Below are 26698 nucleotides of genomic sequence, written 5' to 3'. Positions count from 1 at the left end.
AAGGCGCTGACGCGCCCCCTCGGGGGGCAGCGATACGCGAAGCGATGAGCGTGGGGGCCATCATCAGAAGGCCTCTTCGGGCAATTGGGCGCACACGGGGTCGCGGCTTTCGACGACGTTCAGCCAGGCGCCGATCCGGGGCAGCTCGTAGTGGAAGAAGTAGGTCATGGCACCGATTCTGCCCAGCGTGGCCGCCCCCTTCGAAGGGTCGGTCTTCAGCGCGCAGAGCGCGACCTGCAGCCACATCCAGGCGATGACGGTGTGGCCGAAGGCCTGCATGTACGGCACCGCGTTGGCCAGCGCCTCGGCCGGGTTGCCGGTGGCCCACGCCGCCTTCGTGGCGCGGTCGATCTGCGTCAGCGCGCCGGCCAGCGCCTTGGCGTGCGGCGCCAGTTCGTCCACGCCCAGCGCGGCGTCCACGGTGGCGGCGATGCGCTCGCCCAGCAGCTTCAGGCCGCGGCCTTCCTCCATCAGCACCTTGCGGCCCAGCAGGTCGGCCGCCTGGATGCCGTGGGTGCCCTCGTGGATCATGTTCAGGCGGTTGTCGCGCCAGTACTGCTCGACCGGGAAGTCGCGCGTGTAGCCGTAGCCGCCGTGCACCTGGATCGCCAGCGAGTTGGCCTCCAGGCACCATTCGCTGGGGAAGCTCTTGGCGATGGGCGTGAGCACCTCCAGCAGCAGCCGGGCATCGTCGGCCGCCTGGGGCGCGCCGGTCTTCTGCTCGTCGACCAGGCGCGCGCAGTACAGCTCCAGCGCCAGCGCGCCCTCGCAGTACGACTTCTGCGCCAGCAGCATGCGGCGCACGTCGGCGTGCTCGATGATGCGAACCTGCGGCTTGCTCGCGTCCTTGCCGGCCGGGCCGACCGGGCGGCCCTGCGGGCGGTTCTTCGCGTAGTCCAGCGAGGCGTAGTAGCCGGCCAGCCCCAGCATCACCGCGGCGGTGCCGACGCCGATGCGCGCCTCGTTCATCATGTGGAACATGCAGGCCAGGCCCTGGCCCGGCTTGCCGACGAGGTAGCCCACGGCGCCGGCCTGGCCGTCGACCGGGTACTTGCCCTCGCCGAAGTTCAGCAGCGTGTTGGTGGTGCCGCGCCAGCCAAGCTTGTGGTTCAGGCCGGCCAGCGCCACGTCGTTGCGCACGCCGGTCAGGTTGCCCTCGGTGTCGACCAGCTTCTTGGGCACGATGAACAGCGAGATGCCCTTCACGCCCGGGATCAGTCTGCCCTCGGCATCGGGGATCTTCGCCAGCACGATGTGCACGATGTTCTCGGTCAGCTCGTGGTCGCCCGAGGAGATCCACATCTTGTTGCCGGTGAGGCGGTAGCGCGGCCCCAGCGGGTCGTTCTCGAAGCCCTCGCCGTCGGGCACGGCGCGCGTAGCCACGTCCGACAGCGACGAGCCGGCCTGCGGCTCCGACAGGCACATGGTGCCGGCCCAGCGGCCCGAGAACTCGTTCAGCGCGAAGACCTTCTTCTGCATCTCGGTGCCGTGCACCATCAGCAGGTTGGCATTGCCGCTGGTGAGCATGTTCGAGCCGATGCTCACCGAGGCCAGGCCGAAGAAGGCGTTGGCCGCCGCCTGCACCGTGTAGGGAAGCTGCATGCCCCCGATCTCGTAGTCCTGCGCGGCGGCCAGCATGCCGCTCTCGACGAAGGCGGCATGCGCGTCGTGCGTGGCCTGCGGGAGGATCACCTTCTCGCCGTCGAACTGCGGCTCCTGCGTGTCCACCAGGCGGTTGAAGGGCGCGTACTTCTCGCGCGCGATGCGCTCGCAGGTGTCGAGCACCGCATCGAAGGTCTCGCGCGAGTGGTCGGCGAAGCGCCCGCGCTCGTTCAGCCGGTCGGCGGCGAGCCAGTCATAGAGGAGGAAGTCGAGGGTGGGACGAAGGCTCATGATGATGATGCGGAATCGTTGGAAGGCGCGCGCGTCAGCGCCATGGTGCCGGCCGCCTTGACGACCAGCGTGCGCCGGCCGTCCTGCGCCACCGCATGGACCTCGGCCTCGGTGAAGCTGATCTGGCGGCCGGGCTTGACCACCCAGGCCTCGCACTCCAGCCAGTCGCCGCGCGCGCCGCGCAGCAGGTTCACCTTGAACTCGGCGGTCAGCACCAGCAGCCCCTCCGGCGCCCGGACCTGCGCCGCCGCACCCATGCTGTGGTCGGCCATCGAGGCCATCACGCCGGCGTGCACCACGCCGCTGTGCTGGCGGTGGCGCGGCTGCAGGTCGATGCGGGTGTGCACGCGGCCGTCGTCGCCCAGGCCGGTCGCCTGCACGCCCAGGTCGACCATGAAGGGGGCGCTGGCGAAGAAGCGCTGCAGGGTCGGCAGGTCGATCTTCACGGACGCGCTCCCTTCCTGGCCTGTCGCGATCTCAGAGCACCTCGAACACGCCGGCCGCGCCCATGCCGCCGCCGATGCACATCGTCACCACCGCCTTCTTCGCGCCGCGGCGCTTGCCTTCGATGAGCGCATGGCCGGTCAGGCGCTGGCCGCTCACGCCGTAGGGATGGCCCACCGCGATGGCGCCGCCGTTCACGTTCAGCCGGTCCGCCGGGATGCCCAGCTTGTCGCGGCAGTAGAGCACCTGCACGGCGAAGGCCTCGTTCAGCTCCCACAGGTCGATGTCGCCGACCTTCAGGCCCAGGTTCTTGAGCACCTTGGGCACCGCGAAGACGGGGCCGATGCCCATCTCGTCCGGCTCGCAGCCGGCCACGGCGAAGCCCAGGAAGCGGCCCAGGGGCTTCAGGCCCTTGCGCTCGGCGTACTTCTCGTGCACCACCACGCAGGCGCCGCCGCCGTCGGAGAACTGGCTGGCGTTGCCGGCCGCGATCAGGCCGCCGGGCAGCGCGGGCTTGATGCCGCTGATGCCGTCCTTGGTGGTGCCGGGGCGGATGCCCTCGTCGTTCTCCACCGTCACCTCCTTGGTGATCAGGCCGAGCTGCGCGTCGGCCACGCCGGCCAGCACGGTGATGGGGGCGATCTCGTCCTTGAACAGGCCGGCCTTCAGGGCGGCCTCGGCCTTCTGCTGGCTGGCGGCGCCGTACTCGTCCATGGCGTCGCGGCCGATGCCGTAGCGCTTGGCCACCTGCTCGGCGGTCTGCAGCATGCTCCAGTAGATCTCGGGCTTGTGCTTGACCAGCCAGGGGTCGGCCAGCATGTGCTTGTTCATCTCGTTCTGCACGCAGGAGATGCTCTCCACGCCGCCGGCCACGTAGACCTCGCCCTCGCCCGCGATGACGCGCTGCGAGGCCATGGCGATGGTCTGCAGGCCCGAGGAGCAGAAGCGGTTGACCGTCATGCCCGAGGTGGTGACGGGCAGGCCGGCGCGCAGCGCGATCTGGCGCGCGATGTTGGCGCCGGTGGCGCCCTCGGGGTTGGCGCAGCCCATGATCACGTCGTCGACCTCGGCGCCGTCGATGCCGGCGCGCTGCACCGCGTGCTGCACCGCATGGCCGCCCAGCGTGGCGCCGTGGGTCATGTTGAAGGCGCCCTTCCAGCTCTTGGCGAGCGGGGTGCGGGCGGTGGAAACGATCACGGCGCTGGTCATGGTGTCTTCCTCTGGAAAAAGTCGGGGGATGCGGGTTACTGGGGCTGCGCGGTGCCGCGCAGCAGTTGCTGGTAGAAGCGGATCATGTCGCCGTAGCCGGCGATGGACAGGCGCTCGTCGGTGCCGTGGAAGCGCCCCAGGTCCTCGCCCTTCACGCGGATCGGCGAGAAGCGGTAGACCGCGTCGCTCACCAGCGTCATGTGGCGCGAGTCGGTGGCGGCGGTCATCAGGCCGGGCGCCACGGCGGCGTCCGGGAAGACCTCGCGTACGGTGCGCTCGATGGCCCTGTAGCCGGCGCTGTCGGTCGGCGAGACGGGCGACGGCTCGGAGTTGCCCGGGTAGCGCTTGACCTGGATGGCCTCGTTGCCGAGCGCTTTCTTCAGGTGCGCCTCGACGCCGTCGATGGTGTCGCCGGGCAGCACGCGGAAGTTCACCGCGGCCTCGGCGCGGCCGGGCAGCACGTTGTCCTTGTTGCCGGCGCGCACGATGGTCAGCGCGGTGGTGGTGCGCAGCATGGCGTTGCTGCTGGGGCTCTTCTCCAGTTGCGACTGCACCAGCGGGCCGGTGAGCCACAGGTTGGACAGCATCACGCGGTTGAAGGGGTTCATCTCCGGCGCCAGCGTGCCGAACATGTCGGCCGCGATGCCGCGGATGCCGCCCGGCATGGGCGTGGCCTCCAGGCGCGCGAGCGCGGCGCTCATCTGGCCGATGGCACTGTGGCGCGGCGGCATCGACGAATGGCCGGGCGCGGCGTCGAGCGAGAGGAAGAAGGTGGCGTAGCCCTTCTCGGCCAGGCCGATCAGCGCCGCCGGCTTCGTCAGGCCGGGCAGCACGCCGTCGAGCACCAGCAGGCCCTCGTCGAGCACCCAGGCCAGCTTCACGCCGCGCGACTTGAGCAGCTCGGCGATGGGCTGGGCGCCGCGCAGGCCGCTCACCTCCTCGTCGTCGCCGAACACGAAGTAGACAGTCTGGCGCGGCCGGAAGCCCTCGGCCAGCAGCGACTCCACGGCCTCGAGCTGAGCCATCAGGTTGCCCTTGTCGTCCATCGTGCCGCGGCCCCAGATGAAGCCGTCCCGGATGACGCCGGCGAAGGGGTCCACGCTCCAGGCCTTCTCGGTGCCGGGCGCGATGGGCACCATGTCCTGGTGCGCCATCAGCGCCACGGGCGCCGCCGCCGGATCGCTGCCGGCCCAGGTGTAGAGCAGCGCGTGGCGGCCCACCACCTCGCGCTGGAGCGTGGCATGGACCTTGGGAAACTGCTGCGCCAGGTAGGCGTGCAGCTTCTCGAACTCGGCGCCGTTGGCGGCCGGGTCGTCCAGCGCCGAGACCGTGCGCAAGCGGATCGCGCCGGCCAGCCGCTCGGCGGCGGCCTGCACGTCCAGCCGCAGCGGCGGCGCCGGCGCCACGGCCACCTGCCGCGAAGGCTGGCGCCAGGTGTTCACCGCCAGCGCCGCGGCCAGCGCCACGAGCACCAGCAGCAGGCCGAGGAAGATGCGCTTGATCACGGCGGGGCTTCGATGCTCAGGAGAAGCTCTTGCCTTCAGCCACCAGTTTCTGGATGAGCGGCGCCGGCTCCCAGAACTTCGCGTCGTCGTGCGGGTTGCGCGCGAAGCGCTTCATCGCCTCGGCCACGTTGTACAGCCCCACCTGGCTGGCGTAGTGCATCGGGCCGCCGCGGTGCATCGGGAAGCCGTAGCCCGTGAGGTACACCATGTCGATGTCGCCCGCCTTGCTGGCGATGCCGTCTTCCAGGATGTGCGCGCCTTCGTTGACCAGCGAGAACACCAGGCGCTGCACGATCTCCTCGTCGCTGATCTTGCGCGGGGTGATGCCCAGCTCCTTGCGGTGCTCCTCGATCATCTTGTCGACCAGCTCGCTCGGGATGGCGTCGCGCTTGCCGGCCTGGTAGTCGTACCACCCTGCCCCGGTCTTCTGGCCGAAGCGGCCCAGCTCGCACAGCTTGTCGGCCGTGCGGCTGTACTTCATGTCGGGCTGCTCCACCGCGCGGCGCTTGCGGATGGCCCAGCCGATGTCGTTGCCGGCCAGGTCGCCCATGCGGAACGGGCCCATCGCGAAGCCGAACTTCTCGATCGCCTTGTCCACCTGCTGCGGCGTGGCGCCCTCGTCCAGCAGGAAGCCGGCCTGGCGGCTGTACTGCTCGATCATGCGGTTGCCGATGAAGCCGTCGCACACGCCGGAGACCACCGCCGTCTTCTTGATCTTCTTGGCGAGTTGCATCACGGTGGCCAGCACGTCCTTGGCGGTGGCCTTGCCGCGCACCACCTCCAGCAGCTTCATCACGTTGGCCGGGCTGAAGAAGTGCATGCCGACCACGTCCTGCGGACGCTGGGTGAAGGCGGCGATCTTGTCCACGTCCAGCGTGGAGGTGTTGGAGGCCAGGATGGCGCCCTGCTTGGCCACCGCGTCCAGTTGCTTGAACACCTTCTCCTTGACGCCCAGCTCCTCGAACACGGCCTCGATGATGAGGTCGCAGTCCTTCAGGTCGTCGTAGCTCAGGGTGGTCTTCAGCAGCGCCATGCGCTCTTCGTACTTGTCCTGCTTGAGCTTGCCCTTCTTGACCTGGGCCTCGTAGTTCTTGCGGATGGTGGCCACGCCGCGGTCGACGGCCTCCTGCTTCATCTCAAGGATGGTCACCGGGATGCCGGCGTTCAGGAAGTTCATGCTGATGCCGCCGCCCATGGTGCCGGCGCCGATCACGCCCACCGTCTTGATGGCGCGCACGGGCGTGTCTTCCGGCACGTCGGGGATCTTGCTGGCGGCGCGCTCGGCCATGAACAGGTGGCGCAGCGCGGCCGACTCGGGGGTCACCATCAGCGCCAGGAAGATCTCGCGCTCCTTCGCCAGCCCCAAGTCGAACTTCAGCTGCGTGGCGGCCTGCACCGCCTCCACGCACTTGAGCGGCGCCGGGAAGTTCTTCGACATGCCGCCCACCATGTTCCTGGCGAACTGGAAGTAGGCATCGCCCTGCGGGTGCCTGCACGGCAGGTTGCGCACCAGCGGCAGGTCGCCGCCACCCTGTCCATGTTTTGCCGCCACCTCGCGGGCGAAGGCCAGGGCCTCGTCCATCAGCGATTCGGGCGAGGCCGCGAGCTTGTCGAACAGCTTCTGGCCCGGCGCCTTGGCCAGCAGTTCGCTCTTGACCGGCTGGCCGCTGACGATCAGGTTCAGCGCCGCCTCCACGCCCAGCACGCGCGGCAGGCGCTGCGTGCCGCCGGCGCCGGGGATCAGGCCCAGCTTGACCTCGGGCAGCGCGACGCTGGTGCCCGGCGCGGCCACGCGGTAGTGGCAGCCCAGCGCCAGTTCCAGCCCGCCGCCCATGCAGATGGAGTGGACGGCCGCCACGATCGGCTTGGTAGACGCCTCCAGCGCCAGGATGACCGACAGCAGGTTCGGGTCCTGCAGCGCCTTGGGCGAGCCGAACTCCTTGATGTCGGCGCCGCCCGAGAAGGCCTTGCCCGCACCTGTGAGCACGATGGCCTTCACCGCGGCATCCGCCAGCGCCTTCGACAGGCCGTCAGTGATGCCGACGCGCGTCGAGAGGCCCAGCCCGTTGACCGGCGGGTTGCTCATGGTGATCACGGCCACGTCGCCGTGCACTTTGTATTCAGCGGTCATGCTGCGTTCCTTTGGAAGATGGAAGAAAGATGGCGGAAAACCGGGGCCCGGCGACATGCCGGCGGCGCCTTCTGGCGCCGCTGCAGTCTCCAAAAAAGCACGAGTGTTCTTTTTCTGGGCATTCTAGGCATTTCGCCCGTGCCCACAATGCCGGCGCAGTCGCTGGAGGGACAAGCGCCCGCGGGCGCTGCCGTGGATCAGACCTCCAGCCACTCCTTGCGCGTGGCGGCATCGGCGCGCAGGCCGTCGGGCGTGCCGTCGAAGACGATGCTGCCGTGGCCCATCACCAGCGCGCGGTCGGAGATGTGCATGGCGATGGTCAGCTTCTGCTCGATCAGCAGCACCGAGATGCCCCTGTTCTTCAGCGCCTTGAGGTACTCGCCCACCAGTTCCACGATCTTGGGCGCCAGGCCCTCGGTCGGCTCGTCGATGATGATCAGGTCCGGGTCGCCCATCAGCGTGCGGCACAGCGTCAGCATCTGCTGCTCGCCGCCGGAGAGCACGCCGGCCTCGGTGTGCTGGCGCTCCTTCAGGCGCGGGAACATCGCGTACATGTCGTCGAAGCCCCAGCGGCTGCCCTTGCCGCTGCCCTTCTGGCCGAGCAGCAGGTTCTGGTGCACCGTCAGTCGCGGGAAGACCTCGCGGTTCTCGGGCACGTAGCCTAGCCCCAAGTGGGCGATCTCGTAGGCCTTGCGGCGCAGGATGTCCTGGCCCTTCCAGTGCACGTCGCCCTCGGCATGCACCAGGCCCATGATGGCCTTGGCGGTGGTCGAGCGGCCCGAGCCGTTGCGCCCGAGCAGCGCCACGATCTCGCCCGGGTTGACGGCGAACGACACGCCGTGCAGCACGTGGCTCTTGCCGTAGTAGGCGTGCAGGTCCTGGATCTTCAGCATCAGTGTCCCCCTCCTTGCGCGTCGGCCACCGGCGAGCCGAGATACGCCTCCTGCACGCGCGCGTTGGCGCGCACGGCGTCCGGCGTGTCGAAGGCGATCACTTCGCCGTAGACCACCACCGCGATCTTGTCGGCCAGGCCGAACACCACGCCCATGTCGTGCTCCACCGTCAGCAGCGTCTTGCCCACCGTCACCTCGCGGATCAGGTTGATGAAGTGCGCCGTCTCCGTCTTGCTCATGCCGGCGGTCGGCTCGTCCAGCAGGATCACGTTGGCGCCGCCGGCGATGGTGATGCCGATCTCCAGCGCGCGCTGCTCGGCGTAGGTGAGGTTCATCGCCAGCACGTCGCGCTTGCGCGCCAGGCCGACCTGCTGCAGCAGCGTCTCGGCCCGCTCGTTGGCGTCGTGCAGCCGCGAGAGGAAGCGCAGGAAGGTGTAGCGGTAGCCCAGGCTCCACAGCACGCCGCAGCGCAGGTTCTCGAACACGCTCAGCTTGGGGAAGATGTTGGTGATCTGGAAGCTGCGCGACAGGCCCTTGCGGTTGATCTCGTAGGGCGGCAGGCCGTCGATGCGCTCGCCGCCCAGCAGCACCTCTCCGCTGGAGGGATGCAGGCGCCCGCTGATGAGGTTGAACAGCGTGGACTTGCCGGCGCCGTTCGGGCCGATCACGGCGATGCGCTCCCCCTGCTGCACCGCCAGGTTGGCGCCGCGGATGATCTCGGTGCGCCCGAAGCTCTTGCGCAGGTCCTTCAGTTCGAGGGCGTAGGTCATGCCGTCATCTCCTTGCGCTTGATCTCGGCCTCGATCTCCTCCTGCGCCCGGCCCCAGACGCGCACGAAGCGGCGGCGCACCATTTCCATCAGCGCCCCGCCCACCACGGCCAGCGCGACGGCGCCGACCCAGGTGGCGGTGGAGGACGTGTCCAGTTCGCCGCCGAAGAAATGCACCTTCGGCCCCAGCGCCGCATTGAGCTGGATGTGGTAGATCATCTCGACGATGGCGGCCAGGCCCACGACCATCAGCGCGCCCGTCGCCAGCAGACCGCCGTACAGGCCCCACAGGCGCTTGAACTTGCCGAAGGCGGCCACCCGCACGTTCATCATGATCAGGCTGGCGATGCCGCCCGGCGCGAACATCACCATGAACAGGAACACCAGGCCCAGGTACAGCAGCCAGGCCTTGCTCAGCTCCGACAGCAGGATCGACGCGAAGACCAGCAGCGCCGCGCCGATGATCGGGCCGAAGAACAGCGTCGCGCCGCCCAGGAAGGTGAACAGCAGGTAGCCGCCCGAGCGGATGGTGCTCAGGCTGTCGGCCGCGTTCACGATCTCGAAGTTGATCGCCGCCAGCCCGCCGCCGATGCCGGCGAAGAAGCCGGCGATGATGAAGGCGAAGTAGCGCACCCGCTGCGTGTTGTAGCCGATGAACTCCACCCGCTCCGGGTTGTCGCGCACGGCGTTCAGGATGCGGCCCAGCGGCGTGCCGGTGAAGGCGAACATCAGCGCCGTGCAGACGAAGCAGTAGACGGCGATGAGGTAGTACACCTGGATCTGCGGGCCGAAGTCCCACCAGAGGAACTTGCCGTAGACGCGGTTGGTGGTGATGCCGCCCTCGCCTCCGAAGAAGCTCGGGAACATCAGCGCCATGGCCGCCACCAGCTCGCCCAGGCCCAGCGTGATCATGGCGAAGGTGGTGCCGGACTTCTTGGTCGTCACGTAGCCGAACAGCACCGCGAAGAAGGCGCCCGCCAGGCCGGCCACCACCGGGATCAGCACCAGCGGCACCGGCAGGCGGCCGTCGCTGGCCATGTTCATCGCGTGCACGGCGATGAAGGAGCCCAGCCCGGTGTAGACCGCGTGGCCGAAGCTCAGCATGCCGCCCTGCCCCAGCAGGATGTTGTAGGACAGGCAGATGATGATGAGGTAGCCGATCTGCGAGAGCATGGTCATCGCCAGGCTGCTGGTGAACACCAGCGGGGCGACGAGCAGCGCGACCGCGAACAGGGACCAGACGACGATCCGGCCGACGTTCATCGGCTTGAATCGGTACAGCTCGACGGAAGTCGCGGCGGGCGTCATGGATGGGTTGGTGCTCATGGTTTCAGTCCTCCCGGGTTCCGAGCAGGCCGCGCGGCCGGAAGATCAGGATCAGCACCAGAAACAGGTACGGGAGGATGGGCGCGACCTGCGAGATGGTGAGCTTGAGCAGTTCGTAGCCGAAGGTCTGCTCGGTGACGGTGATGCCCAGGGCCTGCAGGCCCGTGGCGGCCGACTGGTCCATGGCGACGGCGAAGGTCTGGATCACGCCGATCAGCAGCGAGGCCAGGAAGGCGCCGCCCAGCGAGCCCATGCCGCCGACCACCACCACCACGAAGATGATGGAGCCGACCGAGGCGGCCATCGCCGGCTCGGTGACGTAGGTGTTGCCGCCGATCACGCCGGCCAGCCCGGCCAGCGCGGCGCCGCCGCCGAACACCAGCATGAACACGCGCGGTACGTTGTGGCCCAGCGCCTCCACCATCTCCGGGTGCTTGAGCGCCGCCTGGATCACCAGCCCGACGCGGGTGCGGGTGAGCAGCAGCCACACCGAGATGAGCATCAGCACCGCCACCAGCATGATGAAGGAGCGGGAGCGGGGGAACTGGGTGCCGTAGATGGTGAACAGCGGGCCCTGCAGTTGCGCCGGCAGGCCGTAGGGCACGGTCGAACGGCCCCAGACCAGCTGCACCAGCTCCAGGATGAGGTAGGACAGGCCGAAGGTGACCAGCAGCTCGGGCACGTGGCCGAACTTGTGCACGCGCCGCAGGCTGTAGCGCTCGAAGGCCGCGCCCAGCAGGCCCACCAGCAGCGGCGCGACGATCAGGGCCGGCCAGAAGCCGACCACGTTGGAAACGGCGTAGGCGAAATACGCGCCCAGCATGTAGAAGCTGGCGTGCGCGAAGTTGAGCACGCCCATCATGCTGAAGATCAGCGTCAGCCCCGAACTGAGCATGAACAGCAGCAGCCCGTAGCTGATGCCGTTGAGCAGCGAGATGAGAAAGAATTCCACGATACCTTCGTACTTGGAAAGAAAGATGGCCCCTCGGCCAACCGCTTCGCGCCTGTCCGATCCCCGAGGGGATTCTTCTTCATCCCGGGGCAGCCCCGGCGATGAAAAAAAGGCCCGCCAGGGGCGGCGGGCCTGTTGTACTCAAGCCTTGTGGTGCAACGATCCGCCGGATCAGGACGGCCGCTTCATCTGGCAGCTCGTCGGCGTGCTGGCCACGTAGGCGTCGTAGAACTTCACCGGCGCCAGCGTGTAGCCCGTGTTCTCGGGGCTGTAGGGGTACTTGGCGCTGGCCTTCTCCCAGCGCGTGATGTACAGGCCCTGCTGCAGCTGGTGGTCGGCCTTGCGCAGTTCCACGTCGCCGTTGAAGCTCTTGAACTTCATGCCCTCCAGCGTGGCGGCCACCTTGACCGGATCGGTCGTCTTGGCCTTGGCGAAGGCTTCCGACAGCGCCTGATACACCGTGTAGATGTCCAGCGTGTACATGTCGTCGTTGAAGCGCTTCTTGAACTCGTCGGCGTACTTCTGCATCTCGCCGCCCATGTTGTAGTGACCGTAGGCGACCTGATAGACCTTGCCGTCGGATGCCGCGCCCATCGCGGTGGGCGTGCCGGTGGTCACGGCGTAGTAGGTGAACCACTTGACGTTCAGGCCCGCATCGTTGCCGGCCTTGATCAAGAGCGCCAGGTCGGAGCCCCAGTTGCCGGTGATGACCGTGTCGGCGCCCGACTGCTTGATCTTGGCGATGTAGGGCGCGAAGTCGCGCACCTGTGCCAGCGGGTGCAGGTCGTCGCCGACGATCTGGACGTCGGGGCGCTTGGTCTTGAGGTTCTCCTTGGCGAACTTGCTGACCTGCTGGCCGTGCGAGTAGTTCTGGTTGATCAGGTAGACCTTCTTGATCTCCTGCTGCTCCTTCATGTAGGTGGTCAGCGCCTCCATCTTCATGGAGGTGTCGGCATCGAAGCGGTACTGCCAGTAGCTGCACTTGCTGTTGGTCAGATCCGGGTCCACGGCGGCGTAGTTCAGGTAGAGCACTTCCTTGCCCGGGTTGCGGGCGTTGTGCTTTTCCAGCGCGTCGATGATCGCCAGCGCCGGGCCGGAGCCGTTGCCCTGCACGACGTAGCGCGCGCCCTGGTCCATGGCCGAGCGCAGTGCGGCAGTGGTTTCCTGCGGGCTGAGCTTGTTGTCGATGCCGATGACCTCGAACTTCACGCCGGCGGCATTCTTGATGTTGAACTTCTCGGCGAAGAACTGGAAGGTCTTGAGCTGGTTGGTGCCGACGGCGGCCATCAGGCCCGACAGCGGGTCGAGCCAGGCGATCTTGACGGTTTCACCCTTCTGAGCGAAGGCACCGGTGCCGGTGGCGGCGACGAGGGCTGCGACGGTGAGTTTCAGAGCGAATTTCAAGCTGTGTCTCCTGTTCTTGAGGGCGATCGAAAAGCCGAATGAGCGTACAAGTCTTTGAGGGTCGAACGCTCAGGGAATGCCCGTACGCTGCGCCGCAGCAAGGCCGTTTCTATCACTCTGGCGACAGCACGAGCGGCGGTTGCTACCCACGGGTAGGAAGCGCCCGCCGGAGCGGGCGAAAAAAAGGCCGCGGATGCGGCTCTGGGTGCCCTGCCCGGCTCAGGCCAGGGAGGGCAGCTTGTAGTCCTTGAGCAGTTCACGCAGCCTGGTCTTGAGGATCTTGCCGGTGGCGCCCAGCGGGATGGCCTCGACGAACACCACGTCGTCCGGGATCTGCCACTTGGCGGTCTTGCCTTCGTAGAACTTGAGCAGCTCCTCGCGCGTGACCTCGGCGCCGGGCTTCTTGACCACGGCGACGATCGGCCGCTCGTCCCACTTGGGGTGGAACACCCCGATGCAGGCGGCCATCGCCACGGCCGGATGCGCCACCGCGATGTTCTCGATGTCGATGGAGCTGATCCACTCGCCGCCGGACTTGATGACGTCCTTGCTGCGGTCGGTGATCTGCATGAAGCCGTCGGCGTCGATGGTGGCCACGTCGCCGGTGGGGAACCAGCCGTCGCCCTTCTCGTCCCTGACCAGCGGGTCGCCGCCCTCGCCCTTGAAGTACTCCTTGACGATCCAGGGGCCCTTGACCAGCAGGTCGCCGTAGGTCTTGCCGTCCCAGGCCAGCTCCTTGCCGTCGCCGCCCACGATCTTCATGTCCACGCCGAAGATCGCCCGGCCCTGCTTCAGGCGCAGCGCGAGTTGTTCCTCGGCGGGCAGCGACAGGTGCTTGTTCTTCAGCGTGCACAGGGTGCCCAGCGGACTCATCTCCGTCATGCCCCAGGCGTGCAGCACGTCCACCCCGTACTGGTCGCGGAAGGCGTTGATCATGGCCGGCGGGCAGGCCGAGCCGCCGATCACGGTGCGGTTGAGGGTGTTGAACTTCAGGCCGTTGGCCTGCAGGTGGCCCAGCAGCATCTGCCAGACGGTGGGCACGCCGGCGGCGAAGGTGACCTTCTCGGCCTCGATCAGCTCGTAGACCGACTTGCCGTCCATCGCCGGGCCGGGGAACACCAGCTTGCAGCCCACCAGCGCGGCCGAGTACGGGATGCCCCAGGCGTTGACGTGGAACATCGGCACCACCGGCAGCACCGAGTCGCGCGCCGACAGGCACATCACGTCGGGCAGCGCGGCGGCGTAGGCATGCAGCGTGGTGGAGCGGTGGCTGTACAGCGCGGCCTTGGGGTTGCCGGTGGTGCCGCTCGTGTAGCACATGCTCGAGGCCGAGTTCTCGTCGAACACCGGCCAGTCGTAGCTGGTCGGCCGGCCGCCGATCCAGTCCTCGTAGCTGACCAGGCCGGGCACGCCGCTGTCGGCCGGCAGCTTGTCGGCGTCGCACAGGGCGACCCACTTCTTCACCGTGCCGCAGCGGGCATGCACCGCCTGCACCAGCGGCAGGAAGGTGAGGTCGAAGCACAGGACCTGGTCCTCGGCGTGGTTGGCGATCCAGGCGATCTGGTCGGGGTGCAGGCGCGGGTTGATGGTGTGCAGCACGCGGCCCGAGCCCGAGACGCCGTAGTACAGCTCCAGGTGGCGGTAGCCGTTCCAGGCCAGGGTGGCGACGCGGTCGGAGAAGGCCAGCTTCTCGGCATCCAGCGCATGGGCCACCTGCCGCGCGCGCGCCGCGCAGTCGCGCCATGTGTAGCGGTGGATGTCGCCCTCCACCCGGCGCGAGACGATCTCGCCGTCGCCGTTGTGGCGGTCGACGAACTCGATCAGGTTGGAAATCAACAGCGGGCGGTCTTGCATCAAACCCAGCATCTACAGGCTCCTTTTCTCCATCATACAGCGGTTTGCAGTCATCGGCGATTCACGCAATCTTCGTGCGTTCGCACAATGACAGAAACCCGCAGTATCAGGGCAGCGATCTGTCGCCTGGAAGACGGCTGGGCGGCGCTCACGGCACGCTGTTCTGCAACTGCGTCTGGCTCGCATCGAAGACGATCTGCCGCGGCCAGTTGGGCCAGATCACGCCGAGGCCGGGGTGGTTCGGGTCGCCCGTGCGCGCGAAGGCGGCCAGGCTGCCGATCATGGCGTCCGACAGCGCCTCGCGCCCCGGCCGGTTCGCCGTGCTGTAGGCGAACGAGAACACGTTGGTGCCGAAGTTGTGGAAGAAGAACACCGTGTCCATCCCGTGCGTGGCGCCGTAGACGGTGTTGAAGGGCACCGGCTCCTGGCTCCAGTCGAAGCGGTAGTACCAGGTCTTCGTCGGCAGCTGCGCGGCGATCGAGTCGATCTGCGCCGGCAGGCCGTTGAGGAAGATCAGGCTGGTGAGCTGGTCCGTCCTGGCCTTCCACCCGGTCGCCGGCGTGTCCACCGGCAGGAAGGCCGGGTTGATCAGCTCGGCCTCCGAGAGGCTGCCGGGCGCGTCGGGGTCGAAGTTGTACTGCAGGCCGAAGCGGTCGTAGTCGTTGGGCTTGAAGCCGCCGATCACGCCGCCGAAGAGCGTGCCCTCGTCGCGGGTGTTGCCGACGATCATGGGCACCTTGTTGAAGGTGCCGCCCGCCACCACGGCGCGCGAGTCCACGGGGAGGATGTTGCCGTCCTCGATCGGCGCCGGCGAATTGCCCAGCAGCGGGTTCGCCAGCATGATCTCCACGAGCCTGTCGGCAGGCAGGCTGCGCAGGTAGTCCGCCACCTGGGCGTCCGTCCGGCTCGCGAGCCAGTTGTCCGCCGCCGTGTCGTCGGCGGCCTGTCCTTCGGCGATCAGGATGGCGCGCACCAGCCCCTGCGCATAGGTCTGCGCCGTGGCGCGCGGCGAGAAGGCGATGCCGCCGCTCAGCGCCACCGCCTTGTGCAGCAGCCCGGCCGACGCGGGCGAGGTGACCAGGGCCCAGGTGTTGACGGCGCCGGCCGACTGCCCCATCACCGTGACGCTGCCCGGATCCCCGCCGAAGGCCGCGATGTTGCCCTGGATGAACTTCAGCGCCTGCATCTGGTCGAGCAGCGCGAAGTTGCCGGAGTCGTTGTGCGCGTCGCCCGTCTTGAGCTGGGGCAGGTCGAACCACCCGAGGAAGCCGAGGCGGTAGTTGACGGTGACGACGACGGCGTTGGCCCGTTTCGCCAGCTGCGCGCCGTCGTAGCTCGGATCGGCCGTGTAGCCCGAGATGTTGCTGCCGCCGTAGATGAACACGATCACCGGCAGCTTGTCGTCGGCGCCGGCCGGCCGCCAGATGTTGAGCGTCAGGCAGTCCTCGTCGCCCACCGGCTTGCCGAAGCCTTCGCGCACCGCCATGCCGTAGGGCGCGCCGCCGGGCGCGGGGCTGAAATAGCGCCCGCCCTGCGCGCAGCTGTGGCCGAACTGCGTCGCGTCGCGCACGCCGTCCCAGGGCTGCGGGTCGGCCGGCGGCGCCCAGCGCAGCGCGCCGACGGGCGGCTGCGCGAAGGGCACGCCCTTCCAGAACCAGGTGCCGGAGCCGGCGCTGTCGTCCACGCCCTCGATCTTCCCGGCCGCCGTCTGGCGCACCATCGGGCCGTCCTGGGCGGGAGGCGGAGGCGCCGGCGGCGGGGGAGCCGGTGGCGGCGGCGCGGGCGGCACCGGCAGGAACACGGCGGGCGGCCCGGAAGACCCGCCGCCGCAGCTCGCAAGCGCGGCGCAGGCGGCAACGGCCAAAACCTTGAGTACGGCTGCGGCCGGGCCGGCCAGGTCCCGGCCCTGGCGCGGGGCTGTTGTCATGTCTCGCATCTGGCTTGTCTCCACACCGGGTTAATCGGAATTCACGCGTCGGCGTCCGGCGCCCACACTCACAGCTTCGCCGGCAGTCGACGATCCTAGGATTCGCTCCCGTTTCCACCGCTATCCCAAGCGCGCCAATTCAGTGACTTCCGCAGCCCTCCTCCCCCACCGGCCACGGCGCCGCCCGGGCTGCGTGCCGCAGCCCGAGGAACGCACCAGTTCGGCGGCGTGGCTCACAGGGCTGCTCTCGATGTTCGAGGCCGAGGGGCTCGACGTGCCCTCCCTGCTGCGCGACGCCGGCTTCGACCCCGATTCGCTGCATCGCCAGAACGCCCGCATTCCGGTGGACGAGATCACCGTGCTCTGGCAACTGGCGGTCGCGCGCGCCGGCAAGCCCACGCTGGGGCTGCAGCGCGAGCTGGCCGACACGCACAGCAACACCAGCACCGTGGGCCACGCGATGGCGTGCAGCCCCGACCTGCGCGGCGGGCTGGAGCGGCTGGTGCGCTACATGCCCGTCATCTCCGACGCCACGGCTTTTTCCATGCAGCCCGATCCGCGCGGCTGCTGGCTGGTGATGGAGCACACCGGCGGGCGCCTGCCGATCCCGCGCCAGCGGCTCGAGCACGCCCTGCTCACGGTGCTCATGCAGTGCCGCTGGCTGACCCGGCGCGGCGTCGAGCCGCTGGCCATGGAATTCGTCTACCCGCCCCCGGCCGACGACCGCGAGCATCGCGCGGCCTACCGCTGCGAGCTGCGCTTCAACGCCGACGCCAACCGCATGCTGATTTCCGCGGCCGCGCTCTCGCTGCCGCTGCCCACGCACCACCCCGAACTGGGCAAGATGCACGACCGCCTGCTGGACGAGCAGTTGGAGCTGCTGGGCCAGACCACCACCAGCACGCTGGTGTGCGCCGAGATCGCCCGCCGCCTGCCGCACGGCGAGCCGCGCCGGCAGGACGTGGCCGCCGGGCTGGGCCTGGCCGACCGCACGCTGCAGCGGCGGCTGCAGGAGGAATCGGTGTCGTTCCAGGCCCTGCTCGACCGCACGCGGCGCGAGCTGGCCCAGCAGTACCTGGCCGAACAGCGCCACACCCTGGCCGACGTGGCCGACCGGCTCGGCTTCGTCGACACCAGCAATTTCTTCCGCGCCTGCAAGCGCTGGTTCGGGCTGCCGCCCGCCCAGTACCGCGCCCGCATCCGGGCCACGCTCGCCGCCGTGCCCTGACCCGCGGGCCGCGATGGCCCGCCGCGCGAGGGGTTTCACCCGCTGGCGGACAATCTCCCCATGAGCCTGCTCGCCCAAGACGCCGAGGTCGCCGACCTGGGCCTGCGCTGGCAGCCCGGCTTCGCGCAGTTGGGCCCCGCCTTCTTCACCCGGTTGCAGCCGACGCCGCTGCCCGTCCCCTACTGGGTCGGGCACAGCGACGCGGTGGCGCGCCTGCTCGGCCTGCCGGCGGCCTGGCGCACCGGCGCGGCCCTGGAAGCCCTCACCGGCAACCTGCCCGTCGCCGGAACCGATCCGCTGGCGACCGTGTACAGCGGCCATCAGTTCGGCGTGTGGGCCGGGCAGTTGGGCGACGGCCGCGCGATCCTGCTGGGCGAGACGGCCGGCAGGCAGGAGATCCAGCTCAAGGGCGCCGGCCGCACGCCCTACTCCCGCATGGGCGACGGGCGCGCCGTGCTGCGCTCCAGCATCCGCGAGTTCCTGGCCAGCGAGGCGCTGCATGCGCTGGGCGTGCCGACCACCCGCGCCCTGTGCGTCACCGGCTCCGACGCGCCGGTGTACCGCGAGACCGTCGAGACCGCCGCCGTCACGACCCGCGTGGCGCCCAGCTTCATCCGCTTCGGCCACTTCGAGCACTTCGCCGCCGCCGGCCGCGTGGACGAGCTGCGCGCGCTGGCCGACTTCGTCATCGACCGCTTCTACCCGGACTGCCGCGAGGCCGCCGCCTTCGACGGCAACGCCTACGCCAGCCTGCTGCACGCGGTGAGCAAGCGCACCGCCGACCTCATCGCCCGGTGGCAGGCCGTCGGCTTCTGCCACGGCGTGATGAACACCGACAACATGAGCATCCTGGGGCTGACCATCGACTACGGTCCCTTCCAGTTCATGGACGGCTTCAACCCTGCCCACATCTGCAACCACAGCGACTCCGCCGGGCGCTACGCCTACAACCAGCAGCCGCAAGTGGCGTACTGGAACCTGTTCTGCCTGGCGCAGGCGCTGCTGCCGCTGATCGGCGAGGAAGAACATGCCGTGGCCGCGGTCGGCGTGTACCGGGTGCGCTTCCCGGCCGCCTTCCTGGACCGGATGCGCGAGAAGCTCGGGCTGCCCGATGCGCGCGAGGACGACGGCGCCCTGCTCGACGCCCTGCTGCGCCTGATGGCCTCGGAACGCACCGACTGGCCCATCTTCTGGCGCCGCTGGGCCGAGCACCGCGCCGGCGCGGACGCGGCGCCGGTGCGCGACCTGTTCGTCGACCGGGCCGCCTTCGACGCCTGGTCGCTACAATTTTCGGAGCGTCTTGCGCAGGCACCGCAGGCTGCCGCCCCTGATGCGGCGCTGCGCGCCAACCCGCGCTTCGTGCTGCGGAACCACCTGGCGCAGCAGGCCATCGAACGCGCCCAGTCCAAGGACTTCGGCGGCGTCGCCGACTTGCTCGCCCTGCTGCAATCCCCATGTGAAGAACACCCCGGCATGGACGCCCATGCCGGCTTCCCGCCCGACTGGGCCTCCACGATCGAGATCAGTTGCTCCTCATGACCAACCCCCGCATCCAGAAAAGCGACGCCGAGTGGAAGGCGCTGCTGGCCGAGAAAGGCGCCGAGCCGGCCGCCTTCGAGGTCACCCGCCATGCCGCGACCGAGCGCCCCTTCACCGGCAAGTACGAAGCGCATTGGGCCGACGGCAGCTACCACTGCGTCTGCTGCGGCGCCAAGCTCTTCGATTCCGGCACCAAGTTCGACGCAGGCTGCGGCTGGCCCAGCTTCTCCCAGGCCGTGCCCGGCGCCATCACGGAGCACGTGGACCGCTCGCACGGCATGGTGCGCACCGAGACCGTGTGCTCCAACTGCGGCGCGCACCTGGGCCATGTCTTCCCCGACGGGCCGGCGCCCACCGGGCTGCGCTACTGCATGAACTCCGCGTCGCTGGACTTCGCGCCGGAGGACGGCCAGGCATGAAGCTTGACCCCCACGCTCCCCACTTCGTGTGGTTCGCTGCTCCCCAAGGGAGTGCATTTCATCTTGGGGCGGTCCTGCGATGAAACTGCTGCTGGACTTCCTGCCCATCCTCCTGTTCTTCGTCGCCTTCAAGGTCGCGGGCATCTACGCGGCCACCGGCGTGCTGATGGCCGCCACCGCGGTGCAGATGGCCTATATCTACGCCACCCAGCGCAAGCTGGAGACGATGCAGAAGGCCACGCTGGTGCTGATCCTGCTGTTCGGCTCGCTCACCCTGCTGCTGCACGACGACCGCTTCATCAAGTGGAAGCCCACCGTGCTCTACGGCGCGATGGCGCTGGCCCTGGCGGTGGCGCTGTGGGGCTTCCGGCGCAACTTCCTGAAGATGCTGCTGGGCGGCCAGCTCGCGCTGCCGGAGCGCATCTGGACGCACCTGAACGTCGCCTGGGTGCTGTACTGCGCCTTCATGGCCGCCCTCAACGCCTACGTGGCGGTGTACTTCAGTACCGAGGCCTGGGTGGACTTCAAGCTCTGGGGCTACGTGTTCCCGGTGGCCTTCCTGGTCGCGCAGGGCCTGTACATCGCGCCGCACCTGAAGTCGGACGAGCCCGCGCCATGAATGCACCCACGCTGCCCACCGCGGCCGAACTGGAAGCCGCCCTGCGCGCCGCGCTGGCGCCGGTGCAATTGGAAGTGATCGACGAAAGCGGCGCCCATGCCGGCCACGCCGGCGCGCGGGCGGAGGGCTACGGCACGCACTTCCGGGTGCGCATCGCCTCGCCGCGCTTCGCCGGCCTGTCGCGCGTGGCGCAACACCGCCTTGTGTATGATGCCGCGCAGGTTTTCGTCCCCCGGGGCCTGCACGCCCTCGCCATCGAGACGCTTCAGCTCCCCACCTAGGTCCGCGCCCGGCACACCCTCCGGGACCGCACCCCTTCCCTCCCCTCTACCCCTTTGTCTTCCGTCATCGCGCGCGACGCGCATTCCGTTCGAGAAATGCCCATGAGAAAACATCGCCTGCAAGCTGTCACCGCCGCCCTCCTGCTGGCCGCCGCGCCGGCCTTCGCCCAGAACGCCGCCATCGTCAACGGCAAGCCCGTGCCCAAGGCGCGCATGGAGGCGCTGGCCCAGCAGCTGGCCGCCGCCGGCCGGCCCGTCACGCCCGAGATGCAGGAACAGCTGCGCGAGGAAGTGGTCACGCGCGAGGTCTTCATGCAGGAAGCGCAGAAGAAGGGCCTGGACGCGACCGACGACTTCAAGGCGCAGATGGAGCTGGCGCGCCAGGCCGTGCTGATCCGAACCCTGTTCGACGACTACCGCAAGGCCAACCCCGTCAGCGACGAGGAGGTCAAGACCGCCTACGACAAGCTGGTCGCCGCCAACAGCGGCAAGGAGTACAAGGCCCGCCACATCCTGGTGCCCACCGAGGACGAGGCCAAGAAGGTGATGGCCGAGCTCAAGAAGGGCGGCAAGTTCGAGGACCTGGCCAAGAAGTTCTCCAAGGACCCCGGCTCCGCGGCCAACGGCGGCGACCTGGACTGGACCAACCCCGCCGGCCTGGTGCCCGAGTTCTCGCAGGCCATGATCAAGCTGAAGAAGGGCGAGACCACCACCGCCCCGGTCAAGTCGGACTTCGGCTGGCACATCATCCGCCTGGACGACGTGCGCGAGATGAGCTTCCCCAAGCTGGAAGAGATCAAGCCCCAGCTGAGCCAGCAGCTCATGCAGCAGAAGCTGCAGGCTTACCAGCAGGAGCTGCGGGAAAAGGCGAAGGTGGAATAAGGCATCGGCAGGCGCCGACCGGCGCCCGGCCCATGCAGGGAAGGCGGCTTCGGCCGCCTTCGTCGTTTCCAGCCCCTCAGCGCAGCGCCGGCCGCACCGGCGCCAGGCGCTGGCGTGCGACCGGCGCGCTGCGCCCGGGCGAAGGCACCCACAGCACGTCGCAGCGCACCCGCTGCGCCAGCCGCCGGGCCAGGCCGGGCCGCAACAGGTCGACCCACCAGGCGCGCCGCGGCTTGCCCACCACCAGCAGCGATGCCTCGGTGCGCGCCTGCTCCAGCGCCAGCCGCGACACCGGCTCGCCGTGAACCACCACGCCCCGCGCCCGCGGCAGCCCGGCATGCGCCAGCTGCTCGGACACGGCCACCTGTGCCCGCACGCGGGCGGTCTCCAGCCAGGCCTGGACGGCCGGCAGCGGCAGGTCGGCGGCGTGCAGGTGACGCTCGGTGTCGGTGCTCATCACGTGGCAGGCGCTGATCTCGTGCTCCTCGCAGAACCAGCGCGCCATGTGCAGCAGCGCCGGCGCGGTGCGCTGCTCGGCCGGGTCGAAGGCCACCAGCGCATGGCGGTACGGCACGCCGGAAGGACGCCGGCAGATCAGCACCGGCACGCCCGCCGCGCGCAGCAGGCGCTCGGCCCATGCGCCCTGCAGCCGTCCGCGCAGGCCCGGCACCGCCGCCTCGGCCGGCACGACGACCAGGTCGGCGGCACGCGCCGCGCGATGCAGGGCCTCCTGCGCGTCGGTGCCGGCACCGACGGACACGGCGGTGCGCACGCCCAGCGCGGCGCCGATCTCCTCGGCCAGGAAGGACAGGTCGGCATGCGCCCGCACCGGCGGCGCGCCGGGGCCGAAGCGCGAGGCGGGATGCGAATCGAGCGGCTCGACCAGGGTGATCAGGCGCAGCTCGGCACCATGCGACCAGGCCAGGCGGGCGGCCCGCCAGGCGGCATGGATGCCCGGAACGGAAAAATCGACGACGGCCAGGATCTGGCGCAGCACCATGGGACTCTCCTTGCTGGCCCGCGGCGAGGCGGGCAGGAACACCGCCCCGCGGCGTGCGCGGACGCTGCGGGGCATCGGGCGTGGAGGGCCCGGCGATCAGCAGGAGATGGAAAGCGGGAAGGGCTTCGACTCGCGGACCGCCGGGCTCAGGCCGGACCGGCGGTTCGCCGCGGACACCCTGGCGGGGTGGCGACAGACGCCATCCGCGCCGGACACCGGCGGTGCATGGATGCGAGGAAAGCGGAAGACATGCGCCGAGTCTAGGCCGGCGTGCGCGAAAAGCCCACGATGGCCCCAGGGGTCATGCCAGATTGCGGGATGGCAGGACGCGCTCAGCCCACCCAGCGCCGCGCGTTGCGCCACAGGCGCATCCAGGGGCTGAAGGCGCTCCGGTCGCCCGCGGTCCAGCTCATCTGGATGTTGCGGAACACGCGCTCGGGGTGCGGCATCAGCGCCGTGAAGCGGCCGTCGGCCGTGGTCACGGCCGTCAGGCCGCCGGGGCTTCCGTTGGGGTTGAACGGGTAGCGCTCGGTGGGCTGGCCCGCGTGGTCGACGAAGCGCATCGCGGCGATGGCCTTCGCCGCGTCGCCGCGATGGCGGAAATCGGCATAGCCCTCGCCGTGCGCCACCGCGATGGGCAGGCGGCTGCCGGCCATGCCGGCGAGGAACAGGCTGGGCGAATCGAGCACTTCCACCAGCGCCAGGCGGGCCTCGAAACGCTCGCTCTGGTTGGTGGTGAAGCGCGGCCACGCCTCGGCGCCCGGGATGATGTCGGCCAGCTCGGCGAACATCTGGCAGCCGTTGCACACGCCCAGGCCGAAGGTGTCGGTGCGGGCGAAGAAGCGCCGGAACTGCTCCGCGAGCTTCGGGTTGAAGGTGATGCTGCGCGCCCAGCCGATGCCCGCGCCCAGCGTGTCGCCATAGCTGAAGCCGCCGCAGGCGACGATGCCCTTGAAGCCGGCCAGGTCGGCGCGGCCGGTTTGCAGGTCGGTCATGTGCACGTCGAAGGCTTCGAAGCCCGCCTCGGTGAAGGCGTAGGCCATCTCGACGTGCGAGTTCACGCCCTGCTCGCGCAGGATGGCGACGCGGGGGCGCGCCAGGTTGATGAAGGGTGCGGCGACGTCCTCCTCCACGCCCTCGGCCAGCACCATGTGCAGGCCCGGATCGTCGGGCGCGCCGGCGGCGGCATGCTCGCTGTCGGCGCATGCGGGGTTGTCGCGCTCGCGGCAGATCTTCCAGCTCACGCTGTCCCACACCTGGTGCAGGTCGGCCAGGCCGGCGCTGAAGACGGCCTTGGTGTCGCGCCAGACCTCCAGCTTGCCCTTGCCCACGTCGATGGGCGAGCTCTGCGGCCGCGTCTTGCCGACGAAGTGGCTGAAGGCCGAGAGGCCGTGCGCACGCAGGGTCTGCATCACGGCGTTGCGCTCGGCCGTCTTCACCTGCAGCAGCAGGCCCAGCTCCTCGCTGAACAGGGCCTTGAGCGTCAGCTCCTCGCGCCGCGCGCTGACCTGCTGGGCCCAGTTCTTGGCGTCGCCGGTCTCCATGCGGCTGTCGGAGATGCCGTCGCCTTCCGTCACCAGCAGGTCGACGTTGAGGGACACGCCGACGTGGCCGGCGAAGGCCATCTCGGCGGCGGTCACGAACAGGCCGCCGTCGCTGCGGTCGTGCATGGCGAGGATCCTGCCTTCGGCGCGCAGCTGGTTGACGGCATCGACCAGCTTCACCAGCAGTTGCGGGTCGTCGAGGTCGGGCACCGCGTCGCCGGTCTGGCCCAGCACCTGTGCCAGGATGCTGCCGCCCATGCGGTGCTGGCCAAGGCCCAGGTCGATGAGGACCAGCGTCGTGTCCTCCTCCTGCGCATCGAGTTGCGGCGTGAGGGTGCCGCGCACGTCGTCGAGGCTGGCGAAGGCGCTGACGATCAGGCTGACGGGCGAGCTGACCTTCTTCTTCTGGCCGCCTTCCTCCCACTGCGTGCGCATCGAGAGGGAATCCTTGCCCACGGGAATGGACACGCCCAGCGCCGGGCACAGTTCCATGCCGACGGCTTTCACGGTCTCGTACAGTGCGGCGTCCTCACCCGGTTCGCCGCAGGCGGCCATCCAGTTGGCGGAGAGCTTGACGCGCTTCAGGTCGATCGGCGCCGCCAGCAGATTGGTCAGCGCCTCGGCCACCGCCATGCGGCCCGAAGCCGGTGCATCCATGGCTGCCAGCGGCGTGCGCTCGCCCATGCTCATCGCCTCGCCGGCAAAGCCGCGGTAGTCGGCCAGCGTCACGGCACAGTCCGCCACCGGCACCTGCCAGGGGCCGACCATCTGGTCGCGGTGCGACAGGCCGCCGACGGTGCGGTCGCCGATGGTGACGAGGAAGCGCTTGGAGGCGACGGTGGGATGCGAGAGCACGCCGATGGCGGCCTGCTGCAGGTCGACGCCGGTGAGGTCCAGCGGCTTGAACCGGCGGGCGATGGACTTCACGTCGCGGTGCATCTTCGGCGGCTTGCCGAGCAGCACGTCCATCGGCATGTCGACGGGCTGGTTCGCTGCATCGGCCGTCTCGTCGGCCACCACCAGCTCACGCGCCTCGGTCGCCACGCCGACCACGGCGAAGGGGCAGCGCTCGCGCTCGCAGAAGCCCTTGAACAGTTCGAGCGACTCCGGCGCGATGGCCAGCACGTAGCGCTCCTGGCTCTCGTTGCACCAGATCTCCTTGGGCGCCAGGCCGGACTCCTCCAGCGGCACCGCGCGCAGGTCGAAGCGCGCGCCGCGGCCGGCATCGTTGGTCAGCTCGGGGAAGGCATTCGACAGCCCGCCCGCGCCCACGTCGTGGATCGCCAGGATCGGGTTGGCCTCGCCCTGCTGCCAGCAGTGGTTGATGACCTCCTGCGCGCGGCGCTCGATCTCGGGGTTGCCGCGCTGCACGGAATCGAAGTCCAGCTCGGCCGCGTTGGCGCCGGTGGCCATCGAGCTGGCCGCGCCGCCGCCCATGCCGATGCGCATGCCCGGCCCGCCGAGCTGGATCAGCAGCGTGCCGGCGGGGAACGGGATCTTTTTCGTCTGGATGGCGTCGATCTGCCCCAGGCCGCCGGCGATCATGATCGGCTTGTGGTAGCCGCGCTGCAGCGCGTCCACATCGCTTTCCACGCGCTGCTCGTACTCGCGGAAGTAGCCCAGCAGGTTGGGCCGGCCGAACTCGTTGTTGAAGGCCGCGCCGCCCAGCGGGCCCTCGGTCATGATCTGCAGCGGGCTGGCGATGTGCCCGGGCTTGCCGTAGCTGCCTTCCTCGGGCCACAGCCTCGAGACGGTGAAGCCCGTCAGCCCGGCCTTGGGCTTGGAGCCGCGGCCGGTGGCACCCTCGTCGCGGATCTCGCCGCCGGCGCCGGTCGAGGCGCCCGGGAAGGGCGAGATCGCCGTCGGATGGTTGTGCGTCTCCACCTTCATCAGAACGTGATGCGTGGCGCGGTCCTTGGCGTAGGCCTGCCCCTCGCGCGGCACGAAGCGCTCGATCTCGTGCCCTTCCATCACCGAGGCGTTGTCGGCATAGGCGATCACCGTGTGCTGCGGGTTCGTCTGGTGCGTGTGGCGGATCATGCCGAACAGGCTCCTGTCCTGCCGCACGCCGTCGATGGTGAAGTCGGCGTTGAAGATCTTGTGCCGGCAGTGCTCGCTGTTGGCCTGGGCGAACATCATCAATTCGACGTCGGTCGGGTTGCGGCCCAGCTTCGTGAAGGCGTCCACCAGGTAGTCGATCTCGTCCTCGGCCAGCGCCAGGCCGAAGCCGGTGTTGGCCTGCTCCAGCGCCGCCCTGCCCCCGCCCAGCACGTCCACATGCGCCATCGGCTGCGGCGGCAATTCGGCGAACAGCGCGGCGGCGCCGTCCAGCGCGGGCAGCACCGATTCGGTCATCCGGTCGTGCAGCAGCGCGGCGACGGCGGCGAGCTGGCCGGCGTCCAGCGCCGGCGCCTTGCCGATGAGCGGCGCCTTGAGGCTCAGGAAGTACTGCGTCACCCGCTCCACCCGCCGCAGCGCCAGGCCGCAGTTGTGGGCGATGTCGGTGGCCTTGGAGGCCCAGGGCGAGACCGTGCCCAGCCGCGGCGTGACCACCAGCGTGGACGCCGCGCCCGCCGGCGCCTCGAAGGGTTCGCCGTAGGTCAGCAGCGCAGCGAGGCGCTCGCGTGCCGCAGCGTCCGGCGCCGCCTCGGTGAGCACCAGGTGGACGAATCGCGCCGAGATGCCCTCGACCTTCGGCGCCACCGCCTGCAGCCGCGGCAGCAGCTGGCGCGCGCGGAAGTCGCTGAGCGCCGCGCCCCCCTCGAAAACGGTCACGACGGGGGTGGCGGAGGGAGCGGGCTGCGTCACGGTGGTGGGGCCTGGGCGGCCGGTGAACTTTTGAGGGAATCCGGACCCGGCGACCGCTGACTGGGGCCGCT

20 protein-coding genes are annotated in these 26698 nt (G+C 69.4%); 6 read left to right on the top strand and 14 right to left on the bottom strand.

Translation table 11 applies throughout. The features are described 5' to 3' along the window. Window positions 1–63: 63 nt before the first annotated feature. The 12 genes from Q392_RS27920 to Q392_RS27865 form a co-directional block, all read right to left on the bottom strand. Entirely contained in the window at window positions 64–1893 is a 1830-nt protein-coding gene (locus tag Q392_RS27920; RefSeq protein WP_038216468.1) for an acyl-CoA dehydrogenase, read from the bottom strand. After that, a complete protein-coding gene (locus tag Q392_RS27915; RefSeq protein ID WP_038216466.1) occupies window positions 1890–2339 on the bottom strand; it encodes a PaaI family thioesterase in 450 nt (149 codons plus the stop codon). The genes Q392_RS27920 and Q392_RS27915 overlap by 4 nt, the downstream gene beginning before the upstream one ends. 31 nt (window positions 2340–2370) lie before the next feature. Then, window positions 2371–3546 carry an acetyl-CoA C-acyltransferase gene (locus Q392_RS27910; protein WP_038216462.1) on the bottom strand — a complete coding sequence of 392 codons (1176 nt, stop codon included), beginning with the start codon at window positions 3544–3546 and terminating at the stop codon, window positions 2371–2373. A gap of 35 nt (window positions 3547–3581) precedes the next feature. Further along, the gene (locus Q392_RS27905; protein WP_038216459.1) at window positions 3582–5051 is read right to left on the bottom strand and encodes a M20 family peptidase; all 1470 of its coding nucleotides are present in this window, start codon (window positions 5049–5051) and stop codon (window positions 3582–3584) included. 16 nt (window positions 5052–5067) lie between these two features. Further along, window positions 5068–7182 (bottom strand): 3-hydroxyacyl-CoA dehydrogenase NAD-binding domain-containing protein, encoded by a 2115-nt coding sequence (locus tag Q392_RS27900; protein ID WP_038216456.1) that lies wholly within the window; start codon window positions 7180–7182, stop codon window positions 5068–5070. A 197-nt stretch (window positions 7183–7379) separates the two neighbouring features. Next, window positions 7380–8075 carry an ABC transporter ATP-binding protein gene (locus tag Q392_RS27895; RefSeq protein WP_038216454.1) on the bottom strand — a complete coding sequence of 232 codons (696 nt, stop codon included), beginning with the start codon at window positions 8073–8075 and terminating at the stop codon, window positions 7380–7382. Continuing rightward, complete coding sequence (locus tag Q392_RS27890) at window positions 8075–8845, bottom strand: ABC transporter ATP-binding protein (RefSeq protein ID WP_038216451.1); 771 nt, start codon at window positions 8843–8845, stop codon at window positions 8075–8077. Before Q392_RS27890 ends, Q392_RS27895 begins: the two co-directional genes overlap by 1 nt. After that, complete coding sequence (locus tag Q392_RS27885) at window positions 8842–10170, bottom strand: branched-chain amino acid ABC transporter permease (RefSeq protein ID WP_038216448.1); 1329 nt, start codon at window positions 10168–10170, stop codon at window positions 8842–8844. The genes Q392_RS27890 and Q392_RS27885 overlap by 4 nt, the downstream gene beginning before the upstream one ends. A 4-nt stretch (window positions 10171–10174) precedes the next feature. Then, complete coding sequence (locus Q392_RS27880) at window positions 10175–11122, bottom strand: branched-chain amino acid ABC transporter permease (protein WP_211260329.1); 948 nt, start codon at window positions 11120–11122, stop codon at window positions 10175–10177. Between the two features lie 171 nt (window positions 11123–11293). Then, window positions 11294–12526, bottom strand: a complete 1233-nt coding sequence (locus Q392_RS27875) for a branched-chain amino acid ABC transporter substrate-binding protein (RefSeq protein WP_038216440.1) — start codon at window positions 12524–12526, stop codon at window positions 11294–11296. A 219-nt stretch (window positions 12527–12745) separates the two neighbouring features. Next, window positions 12746–14392 (bottom strand): 3-(methylthio)propionyl-CoA ligase, encoded by a 1647-nt coding sequence (locus Q392_RS27870; RefSeq protein WP_038216437.1) that lies wholly within the window; start codon window positions 14390–14392, stop codon window positions 12746–12748. 136 nt (window positions 14393–14528) lie between these two features. After that, window positions 14529–16307 carry a carboxylesterase/lipase family protein gene (locus Q392_RS27865; RefSeq protein ID WP_051954021.1) on the bottom strand — a complete coding sequence of 593 codons (1779 nt, stop codon included), beginning with the start codon at window positions 16305–16307 and terminating at the stop codon, window positions 14529–14531. A gap of 193 nt (window positions 16308–16500) precedes the next feature. Here Q392_RS27865 and Q392_RS27860 point away from each other — a divergent pair, with 193 nt between their 5' ends. From Q392_RS27860 to Q392_RS27835, 6 genes are all read left to right on the top strand, one after another. Beyond that, window positions 16501–17535 carry an AraC family transcriptional regulator gene (locus tag Q392_RS27860; RefSeq protein ID WP_038216434.1) on the top strand — a complete coding sequence of 345 codons (1035 nt, stop codon included), beginning with the start codon at window positions 16501–16503 and terminating at the stop codon, window positions 17533–17535. Between the two features lie 60 nt (window positions 17536–17595). Next, complete coding sequence (locus tag Q392_RS27855) at window positions 17596–19074, top strand: protein adenylyltransferase SelO (protein ID WP_038216432.1); 1479 nt, start codon at window positions 17596–17598, stop codon at window positions 19072–19074. After that, window positions 19071–19493: a peptide-methionine (R)-S-oxide reductase MsrB gene (gene msrB / locus Q392_RS27850; protein ID WP_038216429.1), complete on the top strand. Its 423-nt coding sequence runs from the start codon at window positions 19071–19073 to the stop codon at window positions 19491–19493. Before Q392_RS27855 ends, msrB begins: the two co-directional genes overlap by 4 nt. A gap of 79 nt (window positions 19494–19572) precedes the next feature. After that, the gene (locus Q392_RS27845; protein ID WP_038216426.1) at window positions 19573–20112 is read left to right on the top strand and encodes a septation protein A; all 540 of its coding nucleotides are present in this window, start codon (window positions 19573–19575) and stop codon (window positions 20110–20112) included. Further along, window positions 20109–20393 (top strand): BolA family protein, encoded by a 285-nt coding sequence (locus tag Q392_RS27840; RefSeq protein ID WP_038216423.1) that lies wholly within the window; start codon window positions 20109–20111, stop codon window positions 20391–20393. Before Q392_RS27845 ends, Q392_RS27840 begins: the two co-directional genes overlap by 4 nt. A gap of 102 nt (window positions 20394–20495) precedes the next feature. Continuing rightward, window positions 20496–21275 carry a peptidylprolyl isomerase gene (locus tag Q392_RS27835; RefSeq protein ID WP_038216419.1) on the top strand — a complete coding sequence of 260 codons (780 nt, stop codon included), beginning with the start codon at window positions 20496–20498 and terminating at the stop codon, window positions 21273–21275. Between the two features lie 76 nt (window positions 21276–21351). Here the strand turns inward: Q392_RS27835 and Q392_RS27830 are convergent, their stop codons facing one another. Further along, window positions 21352–22275, bottom strand: a complete 924-nt coding sequence (locus Q392_RS27830) for a universal stress protein (protein WP_038216417.1) — start codon at window positions 22273–22275, stop codon at window positions 21352–21354. A gap of 332 nt (window positions 22276–22607) precedes the next feature. Beyond that, window positions 22608–26627: a phosphoribosylformylglycinamidine synthase gene (gene purL, locus Q392_RS27825; protein WP_245610844.1), complete on the bottom strand. Its 4020-nt coding sequence runs from the start codon at window positions 26625–26627 to the stop codon at window positions 22608–22610. Between the last annotated feature and the right edge of the window lie 71 nt (window positions 26628–26698).

The organism is Xenophilus azovorans DSM 13620 (assembly GCF_000745855.1).
In the GTDB taxonomy this organism is placed as follows: Bacteria; Pseudomonadota; Gammaproteobacteria; order Burkholderiales; family Burkholderiaceae_C; genus Xenophilus; species Xenophilus azovorans.
The sequence above is the reverse complement of the archived record's forward strand: the minus strand, read 5'-3'. Positions and strand labels throughout refer to the sequence as shown.